This is a genomic window from Botrimarina sp., assembly GCF_040219535.1.
Lineage (GTDB): Bacteria > Planctomycetota > Planctomycetia > Pirellulales > Lacipirellulaceae > Botrimarina.
This window is the reverse complement of sequence record NZ_JAVJSH010000003.1, coordinates 254,555-269,925: the sequence shown is the minus strand read 5'-3', so window position 1 is coordinate 269,925 and position 15,371 is coordinate 254,555. Positions and strand designations below refer to the sequence as shown.

15 protein-coding genes are annotated in these 15,371 nt (G+C 68.7%); 10 read left to right on the top strand and 5 right to left on the bottom strand.

Annotated elements, in window-relative coordinates:
- Nucleotides 1-87: 87 nt before the first annotated feature.
- Nucleotides 88-1,473: an MFS transporter gene (locus RIC11_RS01800; protein ID WP_350208114.1), complete on the top strand. Its 1,386-nt coding sequence runs from the start codon at nt 88-90 to the stop codon at nt 1,471-1,473.
- A gap of 44 nt (nt 1,474-1,517) precedes the next feature.
- On the opposite strand, the gene RIC11_RS01795 is transcribed toward RIC11_RS01800, so the two are convergent.
- Nucleotides 1,518-2,021, bottom strand: coding sequence for a DUF427 domain-containing protein (locus RIC11_RS01795; RefSeq protein ID WP_350208113.1), 504 nt, complete (start codon nt 2,019-2,021; stop codon nt 1,518-1,520).
- Nucleotides 2,022-2,079: 58 nt separating this feature from the next.
- Nucleotides 2,080-3,660 (bottom strand): YifB family Mg chelatase-like AAA ATPase, encoded by a 1,581-nt coding sequence (locus RIC11_RS01790; protein WP_350208112.1) that lies wholly within the window; start codon nt 3,658-3,660, stop codon nt 2,080-2,082.
- Between the two features lie 412 nt (nt 3,661-4,072).
- On the opposite strand from RIC11_RS01790, the gene RIC11_RS01785 reads away from it, so the two are divergent.
- Together RIC11_RS01785 and RIC11_RS01780 are read left to right on the top strand one after the other, a co-directional pair.
- Nucleotides 4,073-5,428: a phenylacetate--CoA ligase family protein gene (locus RIC11_RS01785; protein ID WP_350208111.1), complete on the top strand. Its 1,356-nt coding sequence runs from the start codon at nt 4,073-4,075 to the stop codon at nt 5,426-5,428.
- A 5-nt stretch (nt 5,429-5,433) separates the two neighbouring features.
- Nucleotides 5,434-6,615, top strand: a complete 1,182-nt coding sequence (locus tag RIC11_RS01780; RefSeq protein WP_350208110.1) for an aminotransferase class V-fold PLP-dependent enzyme — start codon at nt 5,434-5,436, stop codon at nt 6,613-6,615.
- Between the two features lie 13 nt (nt 6,616-6,628).
- Here the strand turns inward: RIC11_RS01780 and RIC11_RS01775 are convergent, their stop codons facing one another.
- Both RIC11_RS01775 and RIC11_RS01770 read right to left on the bottom strand, forming a co-directional pair.
- Nucleotides 6,629-7,432 (bottom strand): dienelactone hydrolase family protein, encoded by an 804-nt coding sequence (locus tag RIC11_RS01775; RefSeq protein WP_350208109.1) that lies wholly within the window; start codon nt 7,430-7,432, stop codon nt 6,629-6,631.
- Nucleotides 7,433-7,535: 103 nt separating this feature from the next.
- On the bottom strand, nt 7,536-8,828 hold the full coding sequence (locus RIC11_RS01770) for an MFS transporter (RefSeq protein ID WP_350208108.1): 1,293 nt from the start codon (nt 8,826-8,828) through the stop codon (nt 7,536-7,538).
- Between the two features lie 122 nt (nt 8,829-8,950).
- Between RIC11_RS01770 and RIC11_RS01765 the strand changes: the two genes are divergently transcribed.
- Both RIC11_RS01765 and RIC11_RS01760 read left to right on the top strand, forming a co-directional pair.
- Nucleotides 8,951-9,307: a translation initiation factor gene (locus RIC11_RS01765; RefSeq protein WP_350208107.1), complete on the top strand. Its 357-nt coding sequence runs from the start codon at nt 8,951-8,953 to the stop codon at nt 9,305-9,307.
- Between the two features lie 397 nt (nt 9,308-9,704).
- Nucleotides 9,705-9,893 carry a hypothetical protein gene (locus RIC11_RS01760; RefSeq protein ID WP_350208106.1) on the top strand — a complete coding sequence of 63 codons (189 nt, stop codon included), beginning with the start codon at nt 9,705-9,707 and terminating at the stop codon, nt 9,891-9,893.
- Between the two features lie 95 nt (nt 9,894-9,988).
- Here RIC11_RS01760 and RIC11_RS01755 read toward each other — a convergent pair whose 3' ends face one another.
- Nucleotides 9,989-10,951 (bottom strand): lipase family protein, encoded by a 963-nt coding sequence (locus RIC11_RS01755; protein WP_350208105.1) that lies wholly within the window; start codon nt 10,949-10,951, stop codon nt 9,989-9,991.
- A 323-nt stretch (nt 10,952-11,274) separates the two neighbouring features.
- Here RIC11_RS01755 and RIC11_RS01750 point away from each other — a divergent pair, with 323 nt between their 5' ends.
- From RIC11_RS01750 to RIC11_RS01730, 5 genes are all read left to right on the top strand, one after another.
- Complete coding sequence (locus tag RIC11_RS01750) at nt 11,275-12,252, top strand: DnaJ C-terminal domain-containing protein (RefSeq protein WP_350208104.1); 978 nt, start codon at nt 11,275-11,277, stop codon at nt 12,250-12,252.
- 48 nt (nt 12,253-12,300) lie between these two features.
- Nucleotides 12,301-12,603, top strand: coding sequence for a hypothetical protein (locus RIC11_RS01745; protein ID WP_350208103.1), 303 nt, complete (start codon nt 12,301-12,303; stop codon nt 12,601-12,603).
- Between the two features lie 64 nt (nt 12,604-12,667).
- A complete protein-coding gene (gene rnpA / locus RIC11_RS01740) occupies nt 12,668-13,081 on the top strand; it encodes a ribonuclease P protein component (protein ID WP_350208102.1) in 414 nt (137 codons plus the stop codon).
- Between the two features lie 2 nt (nt 13,082-13,083).
- Entirely contained in the window at nt 13,084-13,335 is a 252-nt protein-coding gene (gene yidD, locus RIC11_RS01735) for a membrane protein insertion efficiency factor YidD (RefSeq protein WP_350208101.1), read from the top strand.
- A gap of 247 nt (nt 13,336-13,582) precedes the next feature.
- Nucleotides 13,583-15,337, top strand: a complete 1,755-nt coding sequence (locus RIC11_RS01730) for a flagellar basal body P-ring protein FlgI (protein WP_350208100.1) — start codon at nt 13,583-13,585, stop codon at nt 15,335-15,337.
- Nucleotides 15,338-15,371: the final 34 nt, after the last annotated feature.

Below are 15,371 nucleotides of genomic sequence, written 5' to 3'. Positions count from 1 at the left end.
CGACGCCGAGCCTGGGAGGCCCGCCCACCAAGCGCCAACGCCGGCCGGCTTGAGCGCCTGCCCGCCTCGCCCCCGATGCCCGCCCCGATGCCAGCAGGACCACCCGGCGCCAGCGGGCCGACGCTCGCGCGGCTGGCCGCGATGATGTTCTTGCAGTACTGGTCGCTGGGCGTGTGGTTCGTCACGTATACGTCGTTCGTGGCGGCCAATACGGGCGACCAGGGGGAAGCGATCTTCTCCGACGGGTTCGCCGGCTACAGCGGCACGGCCACGGCGATGGGGAGTCTGCTGGCGCCGGCGATCTTCGGCTGGCTAGCCGACCGCCGCATCGCGCCGAAGTTCCTGTTGTCGATCCTGCACGGGGTGTGCAGCGTCGCGGTGATACTGATGCACGAGGCCCGTGACGAGTGGGTGTTCTACGCCGGCCTGCTGCTCTACTTCCAAGCGTTTGGACCGACCGTTTCGCTAACGAACACGGTGGTTCTGCGGATGTCGTCGAACACGGATCGCGACTTCCCGGTGCTGCGGCTGTTCGGGACGACGGCTTGGATGATGGCGGGGGTCTTCGTCGGCGAGATCGCACGGCGTTGGTGGGGCGAGTCGATCGAGGCCACCAGGATCCCGATCGCGATAAGCGGCGTGTCCCACCTAGGAATGGCCCTGTATTGCCTGACGCTGCCCCGCGCGAAATCGCCCGCCCGCGTCGCAACGGGCGCGGATCACAAGCGGGCCCTCGACGTGCTCCGCAATCGTCCGTTTATCGCCTTCTTGGCGATCTCGATGCTCGCCGCGATCGGATCGCAGGCCTACAACTTCGCCAACCCGTTTATGAACCAGCAAGGCTACGTCGGCGCGGCGGCCGTGCTGACGCTGGGCCAGCTGAGCGAATTGGTCTGCCTGGCCTCGATGCCCTGGTTGCAGCGCCGGGTCGGCCTGAAGGCCCTGTTCTTGTTTGGGATCGGGGCGTGGGCGGCTCGTTACACGTTGCTGGTGATCGGGTCGCTCGGCGAGCCCGGGTCGCCAGCCACGGCCGCCGTGATCGCGGCGATCCTTTGCCACGGCCCGGCCTACGGGTTTATGTATGTCGCGGGTCAGCTGTACGTGGACAAGCTGGTTCACCCGCACAACCGAGGCGCGGGGCAAGGGCTGCACGCGTTGGCGATGAACGGGCTCGGCCACCTGCTCGGGGCCGGCTTGGTTGGTTGGGCTCAGTCGCGATTCTTAACGCCCTCCGGAGTTACGCCACCGCCGTACGACTGGGTGCGATTCTGGTTGACGCCAATCGGGTTGTTTTTGGTGGTTGGTGTCCTCTTTCTGGCAAGGTTCGCTCGGCAGAGGCCCAGGCGAAAGGCGGCGCGCCACTCCGTCGACGGATCGAGTGGCGAAGCCAATCTCGACGGCGACGCGCCGGAGGGGCCCTCGCCCGACGCTGATCCGCAGGCGCGCCGGTCGGCCGACGCAACTCAGCACTGAGGCCTTTCCGGCCGTTTGGCCGAATCGACGCGCCGCTGGTCGATTTACCAGTGCGCTGTCCCCGACGCGCCCTTGAACGGGCCGGCCAAGTCGCTTGTGACCCAGCCGCCGTAGAAGCCGCCCGGCTGTGCCGTGGCTTTCTCGCCGTCAACGTAGCACGCGTCCATCGCCGAAAGGTAAAAAGCCAGATAATCGGTGATCGGGGCGAACCGTGCGGTGGGCGCCGGATAGCTCCAAGCACAGCGCTCGATTACCCCTCGGTCAGTCTTTAGCGCCCAGTACTGGGCGCGCCCCTTCCACTCGCAGAACGAGCTGCCGGCGCACGGCTGTAGGCGCCCGAGGTCGATGTCGTCCGGCGGAAGGTAGTAGGTGGGGGGGTGGCTGGTCTCCAGCACCCGATAGGCCCGCTCGGTTGCCGCAAGCTCCTCGCCGTTTGCAACGACGCGGATTCTGCGCGGGCACGGCTCGATCGCCGGAGGGCGCGGGTAGTCCCACACCGATTCTTGGCCGGGCTCCGGCGGCGTGGCCCAGGAAGGTCGTGCGGCCATACAGTCCCCATTCTGGCAGGAATGGCGGCTCTGAGGCCGGGCGCCGGAGCGCCCCCGTTCACGCCCAGAGCTTCCGATCTAGCAACCGGTAATTGACCGCCTCGCTAACGTGCTCTGGCCGAATCGCATCGGATTGGTCGAGGTCGGCGATCGTGCGGGCCACCCGCAAGACCTTGTCGTGGGCTCTAGCGGATAGCCCGAGCTGCTCCACGCTCGACTTGAGCAGTCGGGCGCTGGCGTCGTCGAGTTGGCAGAACGAACGCACGTCGCGCGAGGCCAGCTGGGCGTTGAGCCGCACCCGGTCGCCGTGAGCAAAGCGTCCCGCCTGCCGCGCCCGTGCAGCGACGACGCGCTCGCGCATCGTCTGGCTATCGGTCCCGGGGCGAGAGCAGCGGAGCTCGTCGTAGCCGACGGCGGGGACTTCGATTTGCAAGTCGATCCGGTCGAGGAGCGGGCCGCTGATCTTCGCCATATACCGCTCTACCTGATTGACCCCGCAGTGGCACTCCCGCCGGGGATCATTGCGATAGCCGCAAGGGCAAGGGTTGAGCGACGCGATCAGCATGAAGTCGGCCGGGAAGGTGGTCGTCGCCAACGCGCGGCTGATCGTGACTTCTCCGTCCTCGAGTGGCTGACGCAGCACTTCGAGGGTGGGGCGGTTGAACTCGGGGAGCTCGTCGAGGAACAGCACGCCGTGGTGTGCGAGGCTGATCTCGCCCGGCGACGGCGTCGAACCGCCGCCAACCAATCCGGCGTTGCTGATCGTGTGGTGCGGAGCGCGGAAGGGCCGCTGCGCTAGCAGGCTCTGCCCGGCCGCCAGCCGGCCCATCGCGCTGTAGACGCGCGTCGTTTCGACGGATTCGTCGGGCGACAGGTCGGGAAGGATCGTCAGGGCGCGCTTCGCGAGCATCGTCTTGCCGCTGCCAGGGGGCCCGACCATAAGCAGGTTGTGCCCGCCAGCGGCCGCGATCGTCATCGCCCGCTTCGCCATCTCTTGCCCGCGGACGTCGGCGAAGTCGATGTCGTACGCTTTGCCGTTGGCTACGAGGTCCGCGACAACGCACGGCTGCGGCTCGATGTCGATCTGCCCGGTGAAGAAGCCGGCCGCTTCGGCCAAGCTGCCCACGGCGATCACGTCGACGCCCTCAACGACCGCCGCTTCCCGGGCGTTCTCCCGCGGCAGCACCAGCCCCTCGACGCCCGGCTGGGCCGCCGCCGCCATGGCCATCGACAGGGCGCCCTTAACGGGGCGCGTTGAGCCGTCGAGCGCGAGCTCTCCGACGACGGCGAAGCGGCGGAAACGGTCGCTCGCCGCGTCGGCCGCTTTCGCGCCGCCGCCGGTCGGTCCGCTCAGTTGGCCCGACCCGGCCAAAACACCTAGGGCGATCGGCAGATCAAACGAGGCCGCTTGCTTCGGCAGTTCAGCCGGAGCGAGATTGATCACGATCCGGTCTTGAGGGCGGATGAAACCGCTGTTGACGATCGCCCGCTCGCTTCGATGGGTCGCCTCGCGAACGGCGGCTTCGGGAAGCCCCACGAGCAGCGTCTTGGGCATGGCGCCGGGCGAGACATCCACCTCCGCATCGACGGCCACCGCGTCGATCCCTAGCAAGCTGTAGGTGCGTAGCTTGGCGAGCATGGGCGGTAATCTCCTTGGATCGCCTGGGTGGGCGACGCCTGCCGTAAGTGTACGGGTGGCCATGCTACCGCCTGCCATGAGGTGTTCAAGTGTCAACCGACGAAAAACTGGGACTTCTCTAAAGCGAGAGGGACGGCCGCCTACAGAACGGCCGGCGTGCTGATTGCGTTCGATTTCTGGACAGGTAGGATCTAGCGGGAGTAGCTGTGGGCTGCTCGGAGACCGTGTAGCGATCAGCGGCGCGCGGCGGGCTGGAGGCGCGAGTCAAGCGGTCGCGCCCCGACATCCCTCAGCCCGCCGTCTGACCAAGCTTGGTCAGTTGACGGGACTTATGCGTTCGACAATCAATCGCCTCGCGTTGCCGCTCGTATCCGGCGCAAGTCGTAGCCGGTTCGTCGCGTTGACACGAGCCATGCGGCGGTTTGAGCGAGCCGGAGCTGCCGAGCAAGTCATCGAGCAGCGGCGCCGGCTCGAGCGGTTGTTCCGGCACGCGGCGGACACGACGGACTTCTGGCGCAGTCGGCTGGCCGCGGTTGATCGTTTGGAGCAACTACCGCCGGTCGGCAAGGACGAACTCGAGAAGGGCTTCCCCGACCGGGTTGTGAGCCGCACGGCGCACCCGCCTGATCTCCGGCTTGCGGCGACACGAGGAACGACGCAGCGGATGATCTGCGTCCACGACTTCGCCAAGCGCGACGCGATCCGCGCGGCGATGGTCCGCACGCTGGAGGTCGCTGGGTTCCGGATTGGCCGCCGGATGGTCGAGATCCCGCCCGACGTTTGCGACGTGGTCTGCGGCGACCTCGGAGAGAAAGACGAGTCCGTGTGGCGGCACCTCGCCCAAACGCTGCGAGACCGCAAATTGCGCGATCCAAACTCGCTGCGCGACCTGCGGGGCCTGATCGAGAGGCGATGGGTTTACAACCGCGTCAATTACCCGCCGTTCGGCGCGGGCGGCAGCAACCCGGGGCCCGAGCGGCTCGGCATGTATACCGATCGCATGCGCCGCGACCGCCCCTATTTGGTGAAGGGGCTCACGACTTACTTGCACCAGATCGCGAAGCACGCCCTAGCGACCGGTGCGGCGCCGCTGGGGGTGGCGATCGTCAAGCCGCTCGGGTCGGGCGCCACGCCGACGATGCGGCGGACGATCGAGACGGGTCTCGGCGGGCGCTACATCGACGATTACGGCAGCGCCGAACTGGGGCCGATCGCGGCCGGTTGCGGCGATTCGGTCGGCTGCCACGTGTTCACCGATCTTTTTGTCGTCGAGGTGCTGGACGCCGACGGACGGCCGTGTGCCGAGGGAGAGCTCGGCGAGGTGGTGGTCACCGACTTGATCAACTACGCGATGCCCTTGATCCGCTACCGGATCGGCGACCTTGGCAGGCTGCTCCACGAGCCTTGCCCGTGCGGCCGGCCGGCCCCGCGATTGCAGCTGGAGGGCCGCGTGCACGACGCGTTGGTCGGCGCCGATGGGACGAGGGTGAGCAGCTTTGCAATCGCCGAGCGGTTGCATCGGCTGCCGTTCGTCGACGAGTTCCAGATTGTCGAACGGCCGGATAGCTCGCTCGTGTTGACCCTCACTCCCACGCCGAATGCTTCCCCAGACGAGGCCGCCGCGCGCGACGCGATCGCCGAGGAGCTGGGGCCCGGACGGGTCGTGTCCGTCAAGACGGCGCGCACGCTGCCTCCCGAGCCGGGCGGCAAGTTCCGCTGGGTGAAACCGACCCGGCTGACAGCGCCGGCGTCGCTTAGCCCCGGGTGAACGCCATGCTCGACGTCCGCGGCGACTTCCTCGCCCTAGAGCAGGACCCGACGCTCGTCTACCTCGACAGCGCGGCGACGTCGCTCAAACCCAGGGCCGTGGTCGAACGCGTTGCGTGGGCGCTGGGCGAGGGCGCCGCGCCGGTGTACCGCGGCGTCTACGCGCGTGCGGCCGCAGCCACCGAGGCGTTCGAGGCGGCGCGCGCCTCGGTCGCCGGCTGGTTCGGCGTCGCCGCCGACCAAGTCGTTTTCACACGCGGCGCGACCGACGGGGTTAACCTCGTGCGACGCGGGTGGAAGGGGCTGCGGAGCGTGGTGACGACCGACGCCGAGCACCACAGCAACCTGCTTCCCTGGCGCGACGGCCTGGAGGTCCGCACGATCCCGTTGTCCGATGACGGCTGCCTGAGCCCCGGCGCCCTCGAAGCGGAGCTCGCTGCCCGCCCGGCCGACCTGGTCGCCGTGTCGCACGTGGGAAACGTGCTCGGCGCGATCAACCCGGTGGCTGAGATCAGCCGGGTCGCCCACGAGCGTGGCGCCGCGCTGCTGGTCGACGCCGCGCAGAGCGCATCGCACTTGGCGGTCGCTCTGGGCAGCCTCGGCGCAGACTACTTAGTTTGCAGCGCCCACAAGATGCTCGGGCCAACAGGCGTCGGCGCGCTGGTCGCCACGCCCGAGGCGCTCGATCGGTTGGCGCCGGTCTCTTGGGGCGGGAGCATGGTCGAGTCGGTCACCGCCGACGGTTCGCAGCTGCAGCCCGCGCCACGGCGCTGGGAGGCCGGCACGCCAGCGGTCGAGGCCGCGCTGGGCTGGGGGGCGGCGATCGAATACCTAGAAGGGCTGGGGGCCAGCCGCGTGGCCGACCACTTCGACCAGGTCACGGCCGCCGCGGTCGAGCGGCTCCGCGACATCGAAGGCGTCCGCGTCCTCGGGCCCCGCGACCCCTCGCTGCGTTCGGCGATCGTCGCGATGGAGGTCGACGGTTGGGAGTCGCACGCCCTCGCGCGGGCCATCGGGCAACGCGACAACATCTGCATACGCTCCGGCTTCCATTGCGCGCAGCCGTTGCACCAGGCGATGGGCCTCGGGCCGACGCTCCGGGCGAGCTTCCACGTCTACACGTCGGCCGACGACCTCGATCGCTTCGCCGATGCGCTGCGCCGGGTGACTTCGGTCCGGTTCGGCTGAGCCGCGCCGGGCGTCACTTCTCCTGGAGGATCTCGAGCCAGCGATCCCAGGCTTGTCGCCGCGCTTGCTTGTTCGCGTCCGATGCGTCGGCGGCCTCGCCGGCGCGCATGAAGCCGTGGCCGGCGCCGTCGTAGATGACGGGTTTGTAAGCCTTGCCGGCCGCTTCCATCAGGCGCTTCGTCTGGTCGATCGTGGAGTTCACGCGGTTGTCGTTCTCGCCGTAGAACCCGAAAACCGGGCAGGCGATCTGGGAGATCGCGTCGGCGTCCGTGGGCGCCGTGCCGTAGAAGACGCACGCCGCGGTAAGCTTCGGGTTGTGGGTCGCGTAGGCGAAAGAGCGAGAGCCGCCCCAGCAAAAGCCGGCGACCGAGACCGACCCGTCGGCCGACGGCAGCCCGGTGACATAGCGGGCGGCAGCGTCGAGGTCGGCGTTGACCTGGTCGTTCGCCAGGTTCCGGATGGCGCGACGCACGGCGTCGCCGCTGTCGAACGAGGAGGTCCCGCCGCCGCCTGGGCCCATCCCGCTGAGCAGGTCCGGGGCGATCGCGAGGTAACCCTTCTCGGCTAGCTGGTCGGTGACGCCGCGGACCCAGTCGGTGAGGCCAAAGATCTCGTGGATCACCACGACGGCCGGCGCGTCGTCAGCGCGCTCTGGGTAGGCGACGAAGCACTCGATCGTGCGGCCGTCGCGCTGGACCTCGGCCCATTCCAGGTGTCGCGGCGTGTTCTCCAGACGCTCTTCGGGAGTCGGCTGACCGGTGGCCGACGCCAAGGTCAGGGGTAGCAAGAGCAGCGAGACGATCCATTGGCGAGACATAGCAGTCGGTCCGTGCGAGAGGAGCAACGGGACGAATAGGGATCCCGCCAACCTAGGCCATCCCGCGTCGCCCGGCCACTGCCCGCCGTCGCCCGGCCCGACTCTAACCGGCGGCGACGAGTTCGCCGATCGGCTCGTCGGGCGCGGGGGCCTTGGCGGCCGTCGGCGGCGCCGCGCCGACCGCGGCAGCTACTGACGCCGTCGCGGCCATCGCGGCGAACAACCACAGCGAAAGCGAGTAGCCGCCGGTCAGGTCGAGCGTCACGTCCATGAGGAACGGCCCCACGCTGCAGGCGGCGACCGTGGCGGTCCACACGCTGCTGCGGATCGCGCCGAGCTCCTTCCGGCCGAAGTACCGCGGCCAGAGGGTGTTGCCGCTGACCGCCATGAGCCCTTGGCCGGCGCCGATCAGCGCGCCGCCGGCGTGGGCCGCCGCCAGCGTCGCCGCGTTGCCGAGAACGAGTGCGCCCGCGCCCAAGGCGGCGACAGCGACCGCGACCAGGAAGCGCAGCGGCACGCGGTCGGCCAGCACGCCGCCGTTGATTTGCATCGCGGCCATCGCGAGGGCGACCGTCGGGAACAACGCGGCGGTTTGAGCCGCGGAAAAGCCCCCCTGTTGCATCAGCGGCGCGAGGTTGAAGAAGAGCGCGGTGCAGACAAGCCCGACCAGCGCCGTGCACGCCGAGGCGATCCAGTACGCGGGGGTTCGCAGCGCCGCCCGAAACGAGAGCTCTCGGTCGGCGGTGAACGGCGTTCCAGTCGGCTGCGACGCTTCGGCTATCGGCTCTTCGTTGTTTCGGTAAGCCAACGCGATCAGCGGCAAGAGACACGCCATCGTCACTATCCCAGCGATGGCATACGCGTTGCGCCAGCCGAACTCCTCGATCAACGTGTGCAGGCCTAGAGGCACGATCGCGATCCCGGTAGCCATCCCCACGCCGGCGATCCCCGACGCCAACCCCAGCCGGCGGGAGAACCACATGCCGAGCGTGTTGTTGGCCGCCAAAGACAAGCCGCCTTGGCCGAACGCCCTCAGCGCGAAGAAGCACAGCGTCAGCGACACGAGGCTCCGGACCTGCGAGATCGCCAAGCAACCGAGGCCCACGGCCGTAACCAACGCGAGAGACAGCAGCTTCAACCCGTGGCGGTCCATCCGCTTGCCCAGCCACACCAGCGGCACAGCAGCGAGCAGGCTGGCGACCATGTACGCGCCGGAGAGCTGGGTGGCGGTCAGGCCAAGCGACTCACGGATCGGCTCGTTGAACAACGCCACGCCGAACGTCTGGCCCGGGCTCGTGCCCACGTGCATCAAGATCGCCACCGGAAGCATCACCCAAGCGTAGGCGGGGTCGCGGGCGGGACGCGCCAGCGGCGCGCGGTCAGCGGGAGAGGACATCCAAGCTCTGAGTTGGTGGTTCAGCGGGCGGGAGGGCGCTGAAAGGCGGGGCCACATTCTAGGCGCTGCCCCACGGCGGGCGAAGGTGGGCGCGGGCGGCGGGTACGCGTTAGAGTCGGGTCATGGCAGGACTCTTCGATGGCACGCCGCTCGAGCGGCCCGTGCGGTGCGACCGATGCGGCGAAGAATCCACGCAATGCCAGTGCCCTCCCGCCCTGGTGCATGAACCGGGCACGCCGCCGGCAGAGCAAACGCCGCGCGTGCGACGCGAGCGCCGCCGCGGGAAGTGGTGCGCGGTGGTGTCTGGCGTCGAGGGCAACCCGACGGCGCTGAAGGAGCTGCTCAGCGCCCTCAAGTCGGAATTGGGCTGCGGCGGCGGGGTGAGCGACGGCGAACTCATCTTCCAGGGCGACTGCCGCGACGCTGTGGTCGCGAAGCTTGTCGACCGCGGGTTCAAGGCGAAGCCCGGCGGCGGCTGAACGCTTCTTTGCCTCGTCTTGCCTCGTCGCGTTCCGTCAGTGGTTAGTCGCGGAGGGTTCAGACTGGTCGGTTCTGGATCAACCACCGCCACGCTCCCACGTGTCGATCGAAAAGGGCATCGCGCCCCCGAAGCCCTTATACTCCGCCAGGACTCGTAGGACTTGAGCGATTGGCACGCCGAGTGCCTGCTGCTCCAGGCGACGTGAATCCACCCCCCCAACGGGAGTCCGGCAATGCCCGCCCAAACCCCCGCCCGCGATGAGTCGATTTTCTCGATTGTCTGCGGCGTTGCAGCGCTGGCGACGTCGTGCATGTTCTTCCTACTCGGTTAACGCTCCGAGTGCGCTCCACGCAGGCGTCTTTTCCCCTAACTGACCCACGAGGACGGCCGACCCGATGAAGACGACCCTCGCTAAGTCCGCCCGTAGTTTCGGCTGCTTGGCGGCTGCCGCGGCCGCTTGTCTAGCGCTCGGATGCGACAACAAGGAGACGATGCTCGACATCGACACTCCCGACGGCGGCGTCGAAGTCCAACGCGACCGAGACACGGGCGAAGTCGACGTCGAAGTGGACGAAGAAGGTTAGCAAGCGGGCGCTAGCTGTCGATCGTTGCGGCGGGGCATATGGCTCTCTTGTCGGAAGCCTTCCTGCTACGCCAATTCGATCCTCAACCGCCGGCATCATCGTGCTGCCGCGTTCTCAGCCGCTCCCGCGGGCTTCCGATCCTGCCTAGCGCTTACGACATGCGGCGCCGGCGGGCCGCCCGTGTGTGGCGGATCAACGCGCAGCAAGAGCTTAGCCACGTCGCGCGGCGGGCTGCCGGCGCTCTCCTGTTCCACGGCCCGCCTGATGGCCGTGATGTACTCGCCCATCAGGTGGTCGCTGAAGTGGTCGATCCGCCATTTGCGAAGCGTTCGCCAAAAGCCCCACCAGCGGTCACGCGCCCTCCACACGCCGGACACGTCGGAGATCCTCCCTCGGCGGTTGAGGTAAATCTCGGTCCCAGCGTGCCGATAACCGAGCCACGGCGGCGGCACGCGCGTCACGACGTCGTTGTTGTTCACCCAACGGAAGTACCGCAGGTTGACGTGGTTCACGTACCGCTTGTCGCCGACGCGCGGAGCGCCAAAAGTGCAGACCTCTTCCGGGTTAGAGCGGATATGCGATAGGCGGCAACGACCGGCACAAATGGCGGTCATCGCTCCCCCCAGCGAGTGCCCGGTGAACCAGAGGGTTCGTTCGTTGCTGACCAGAGCCTTTTCGAGCCGAGGCCACAGGTCGTCGACCTCGCGCTTGAAGCCCCGGTGGACCCGGCCGACGGTCTCCGCCAAGTCGGTCAGGGCGTCGAGGTCGGCGCGGATGTCGTTCCACTCGTGCGGTTCGGTTCCGCGACAGCAGACCACGGCGTCGTGATCGCCGCCGAAAACGTACGCCTGCGCGCCGTCGCGGTCGTAGAATCGGCATTCGGTGAGGCCGATTTGGTCGGCGATCCGGCCCGCGACGGCTCGCGAAAAGTAGGAAGCCCTGGCCAACTCGGCGAACAGCAGCGAACGCTGCAGGAAGGTGAGTTCCGAGATCGCGCGACCCGCCAGGCGGCTCACAGCGCTGAGGTCACCGCCCGCTCCGTCGGTAAACGCGTTCATAGGCGCGAGTCTTGCAAGCGGCGGGATACGACGGCGGGCGCCCGAGCTGGGCAGCCGAGCGAAATTTAGAGCGGGCGTCGCGGCGCCTCAAGTGCGGCGGCCCGGCCGAAGGGCGACCCGTATTCTGCCCCCACTGGGCCGCACAAACACGCGGGGCGCCTAACGGGACATGCGGCAAACCGCTTTAGTCGGGCTTGGCTTCCCTCCCCCAAACGCGGCGTACGTGGGCTGATTGCGGTCCCCTAGGGGGGCGGTGCTATCACGGCGGCAGAACGCTAGAATGCCGCGCGACCCGAAGGCGTGCGGCGGCCTAAGAGCAACGTATGGCAGACGACTATTACAACGTGCTCGGCGTGCCGCGAACGGCCAGCGCAGACGAAATCCGCAAGGCCTACCGCACCCTGGCCCGCAAGCATCACCCGGACGTGAATCCCGACAACCCGGCGTCCAAAGAGAAGTTTCAGCAGGTACAGCGGGCCTTCGAGGTGCTCAACGACCCGAAGAAGCGGGAGCAATATGACCGCTTCGGGCCGGCGTTCGAGTCGGTCGGCGCCGGTGGCAGCGCCTGGGGCGACGCCCGACGCGGCCGGCAGGGGGGCGGGTTTGGCGGGTTCCCGGGCGGGCCAGGCGGGCACGGCAACGTCGAGTTCGACCTGGGCGACCTGTTCGGCGGCGGCGGAGGGGGTGGCTTTGCCGACCTCTTCCGTCAGTACGGCGAGCCTCGCCGTGGCGAATCGACCGCCGCGGCGGCCCACCGCGGCGACGATATAGAGCACGAGATCACCATCCCGTTCGCGACCGCCGTGCTCGGCGGCCAGACGTCGATCGGCGTGACACGCACGGGCGGCAAGCAAGAGACCCTCACGGTCAAGATCCCGGCCGGCGTCGACGACGGCCGACGGATCCGGCTCCGCGGCCAAGGCAATCCGGGCCCGCGTGGAGGCCAAGCCGGCGACCTCTTACTAACCGTGCACGTTGCGCCCCACCCCGTGTTTCGCCGTGCCGGACGGCGCCTCGAGGTGTCCGCGCCAATCACCCTGGCGGAGGCCGCCGAAGGCGCAAAGATCGACCTGCCCACCCCCAAGGGCGTGATCACGCTCACGGTTCCGCCCGGCACGTCGAGCGGCAAACGGCTGCGCGTCAAAGGCCACGGAGTGGACCCCTACGGCGACAACCCCGGCGATCTGTACGCCGAGGTGCAGGTTGTCTTGCCGCCCGAGCTGAGCGACGACGACCGCAAAACCCTTTCGCAAATCTCTCGCCGATACGAGCAGACGCCACGCGAGGGGCTCAGTTGGTGAGACGCCCGGTGGCCCTAAAAGGACGCAAACAAAAGGAGTTCGCAACCGATGTCAGACGCAATGATCGCGACTATGCCGGTGCTCGATCCGCCCACGCAAGCGGTGCTCGTCATGTCGCTTCTCGCTTTCACGCTGCTGGGCCTCGCCCTGATGGTCGGCGCCGCGTTGGCGGGTCGGTGGGTCCGCCGGATTAGCGGCGACGAGCTCCGGGAGCCGCTGCCGCTCGGGCCGCGGTCCCGCGGCGAGGCCGTCGCCCTCTCGGCAGCTCAATCAACGGCGACCCCTTTTCTAGCCCGCGAGACCGCGATCGATCACCGCAAGCCGGCCTCGTCCGCGACCACCGTTCGCTAGCGCGCAGCACACGCTGGCCGTGTTTAGGCGCCCCGTCCGTCGGGCGGTGGAGGGGAATAATCTGATGGCGCCAGACCCGATCCGACCACCGGCCTCTCCGCTCGATCGGTTCCCGAAGGGCGCCCGGCTGCTGAAGGGCCCGCAGTTCGACGCCGTGTTCGCCGTCCGGTTGAGCGCGGGCGACGCCGCACTGGTCGTCCACGGTCGTCCCAACGGGCTCGGCTACCCGCGGCTGGGCATGGCGGTCTCGCGGAAGGTTGGCTCGGCCGTGCGGCGGAATCGGTGGAAGCGGCTGCTGCGCGAGGCGTTCCGCCTGTCTCAGCGGGAGCTGCCCCCCCTAGACCTGGTAGTGATCCCCCGCGCCGGCGCCGCAGCGGACCTCGACACGCTCGACCGTTCGCTCCGGCAGCTCGCCCGCCGTGTGGCTCAGAAAGCCGAGCGGCGTTCTCCGAACCGCGGCCAGTCGCCCTTTCCCTGACCGTGTACCGCATCGTGCTGTTCTTGCTGGACGGCGTTCGCGTGTCGGCGACGGTCGCGCTGTTGGCGGCTGTCCGCGTGTACCAGCGCCTCGTCGGGCCGTGGCTCCCCAACGCGTGCCGCTTCGACCCCACCTGCAGTCATTACGCGGTGCTAGCAATCAAGAGGTACGGGCCGGTGCGAGGCTCGGCGAAGGCGATCCTGCGCATCGCGCGGTGCCATCCCTGGAGCGCTGGCGGCTGGGACCCCCCTTAGTCGCCCCACGGCCCGCCACAAGAGCGTGTCGGCCCAGGCGGTCGGCCGGCCCCTGCCCACTGTTCTGGTGGCCTAGCAGGCCGACGATTCAATTCTGGAAAACGTCGCCGTAGAGCTTCCGCTGGCCTCCGGGATGGCCCCGGCGGCGGTGCGGTTCTGTCTTGCCGGCGCCCACGCATCCCTTTACGCTCCGCCGCCCGCCGGAAGACCCGGCGCCGGGAGCCGCCTGCGCGAGGGAGCGTGCGTGATGAGGTTGAACCGAAACGAGATCGGCCGCTTGTCGTGGGCGGCAGCGGTGGTTTCGCTCGCCTGCGGCGGGTGCGCCTCGATGCTGTTCCGCGGCGGGGAGAAGGAGACCGACGCCGCGCTTGAAGAACTCACCGAGAACGAAACTCCCCTGGTGGGCGACTACGCGTACCCCTGGGGCACGCACCCCGAGAAAGTCGAGGCGGTCGCCCTGTGTATCGGGCTCGACGGGACGGGCGAGGACCCGCCTCAGTCGCCGCAGCGGGCCGCGATGCTGGACGACATGCAGCGGCGCAACGTGCCCAAGCCAAACGAACTGCTGCGCTCGCGCGACAACGCGCTGGTGTTGCTACGCGGCTTCCTCCCGCCGGGCGCGCAGAAGGGCGATAAGTTCGACATCGAGGTCCGCACACCGACCCGCAGCGACGCCAAGAGCCTGCGCGGCGGCTACGTGCTCAGCGCGCGGATGACGCAATTAGCCGCGCTCGGCGGACAGATCCGAGAGGGGCGCGTGCTGGCCGAGGCCGAAGGCGCCGTGCTGATCGACCCGTCGTCGGACGAGGAGGACGCGCTCGCGGCCCACACGCAGGGCCGGATCCTCGGCGGCGGCACGGTCCTCAAGTCGCGCGACCTGGGGCTGATGATCGGCGAGGCGCACCAGTCGTTCCACCTCGTGCAGTCGATCGCCGCGAGCATCAACAAGCGCTTCCAGTCGTACGACGAGGGTCGCAAGCAAGGCGTCGCGGAGGCGAAGAACTTCGGGTTCGTGAGGCTGCGCGTGCACCCGCGCTACAAGGACAACCTGCCGCGCTACGTGAAGGTGGTCCGCGCGTTGTCGGTCCGCGAAACGCCCGCCGCGATGCAAGAGCGGCTGCAGCTGCTCGAGACCCAACTGCTCGATCCGCTGACCAGCGCCACCGCGGCGGTGCGGCTGGAAGCCATCGGCGACGAGTCCGCGATCAAGCGGCTCCGCGCGGGCCTCGAGTCGGCCGACCCCGAGGTGCGATTCTACTCGGCCGAGGCGCTCGCCTACCTGGACCAGACCGACTGCGTCGAAGCGTTGGCAGAAGCGGCCCGCGACGAGCCCGCGTTCCGCGCCTACGCGCTCGTGGCGCTCAGCGCCATGGACGACGTCGTCGCCTACGACGCGCTCCGGTCGCTGCTAGACAGCCCCAGCGCCGAAACCCGCTACGGGGCGTTCCGAGCGCTGTGGGCGATGAACCCGAGCGACCCGATGATCCGGGGCGAGCAGCTCGGCGGCAGCTTCGCCTACCACGTGATCGACGGCGGCGGGCCGCCGATGGTGCACGTCACGCGGACCGGCCGGCCCGAGGTGGTGCTGTTCGGGGGCGGGCAAAACCTGCGATTGCCCCTCGTGCTTGACGCGGGCACCTCGATCTTGGTCAACGGCCTCGAGGGCGACGAGATCACCGTGAGCCGCTTCCGGGACCGGCGATCGACCCTCCGCCGCGCCGTTTCGACCGACCTCGACGGGGTCATCCGCGCAATCGTCGAAGTCGGCGGCGAGTACCCGGACGTCGTGCAGGCGCTGCAGCAGGCGAAACGCGATGGCGCCCTCGAGGGCCGCCTGGCTGTCGACGCCGTGCCGCAAGACGGGCGCGTGTACGACGGGCCGAGCGAGCAGGCCGACCCGCAAGGCGCCGAAGTCGACGCCGACCTCGACGCGAGCCTCGGCACGGACGAGTCCTACCGCGTGAGCAACCCGCTGCCCGACCTGTTCTCGAAGAAACGCTGAAGGGATTGCGGAATTCGAAAATCGGATTGCGGAA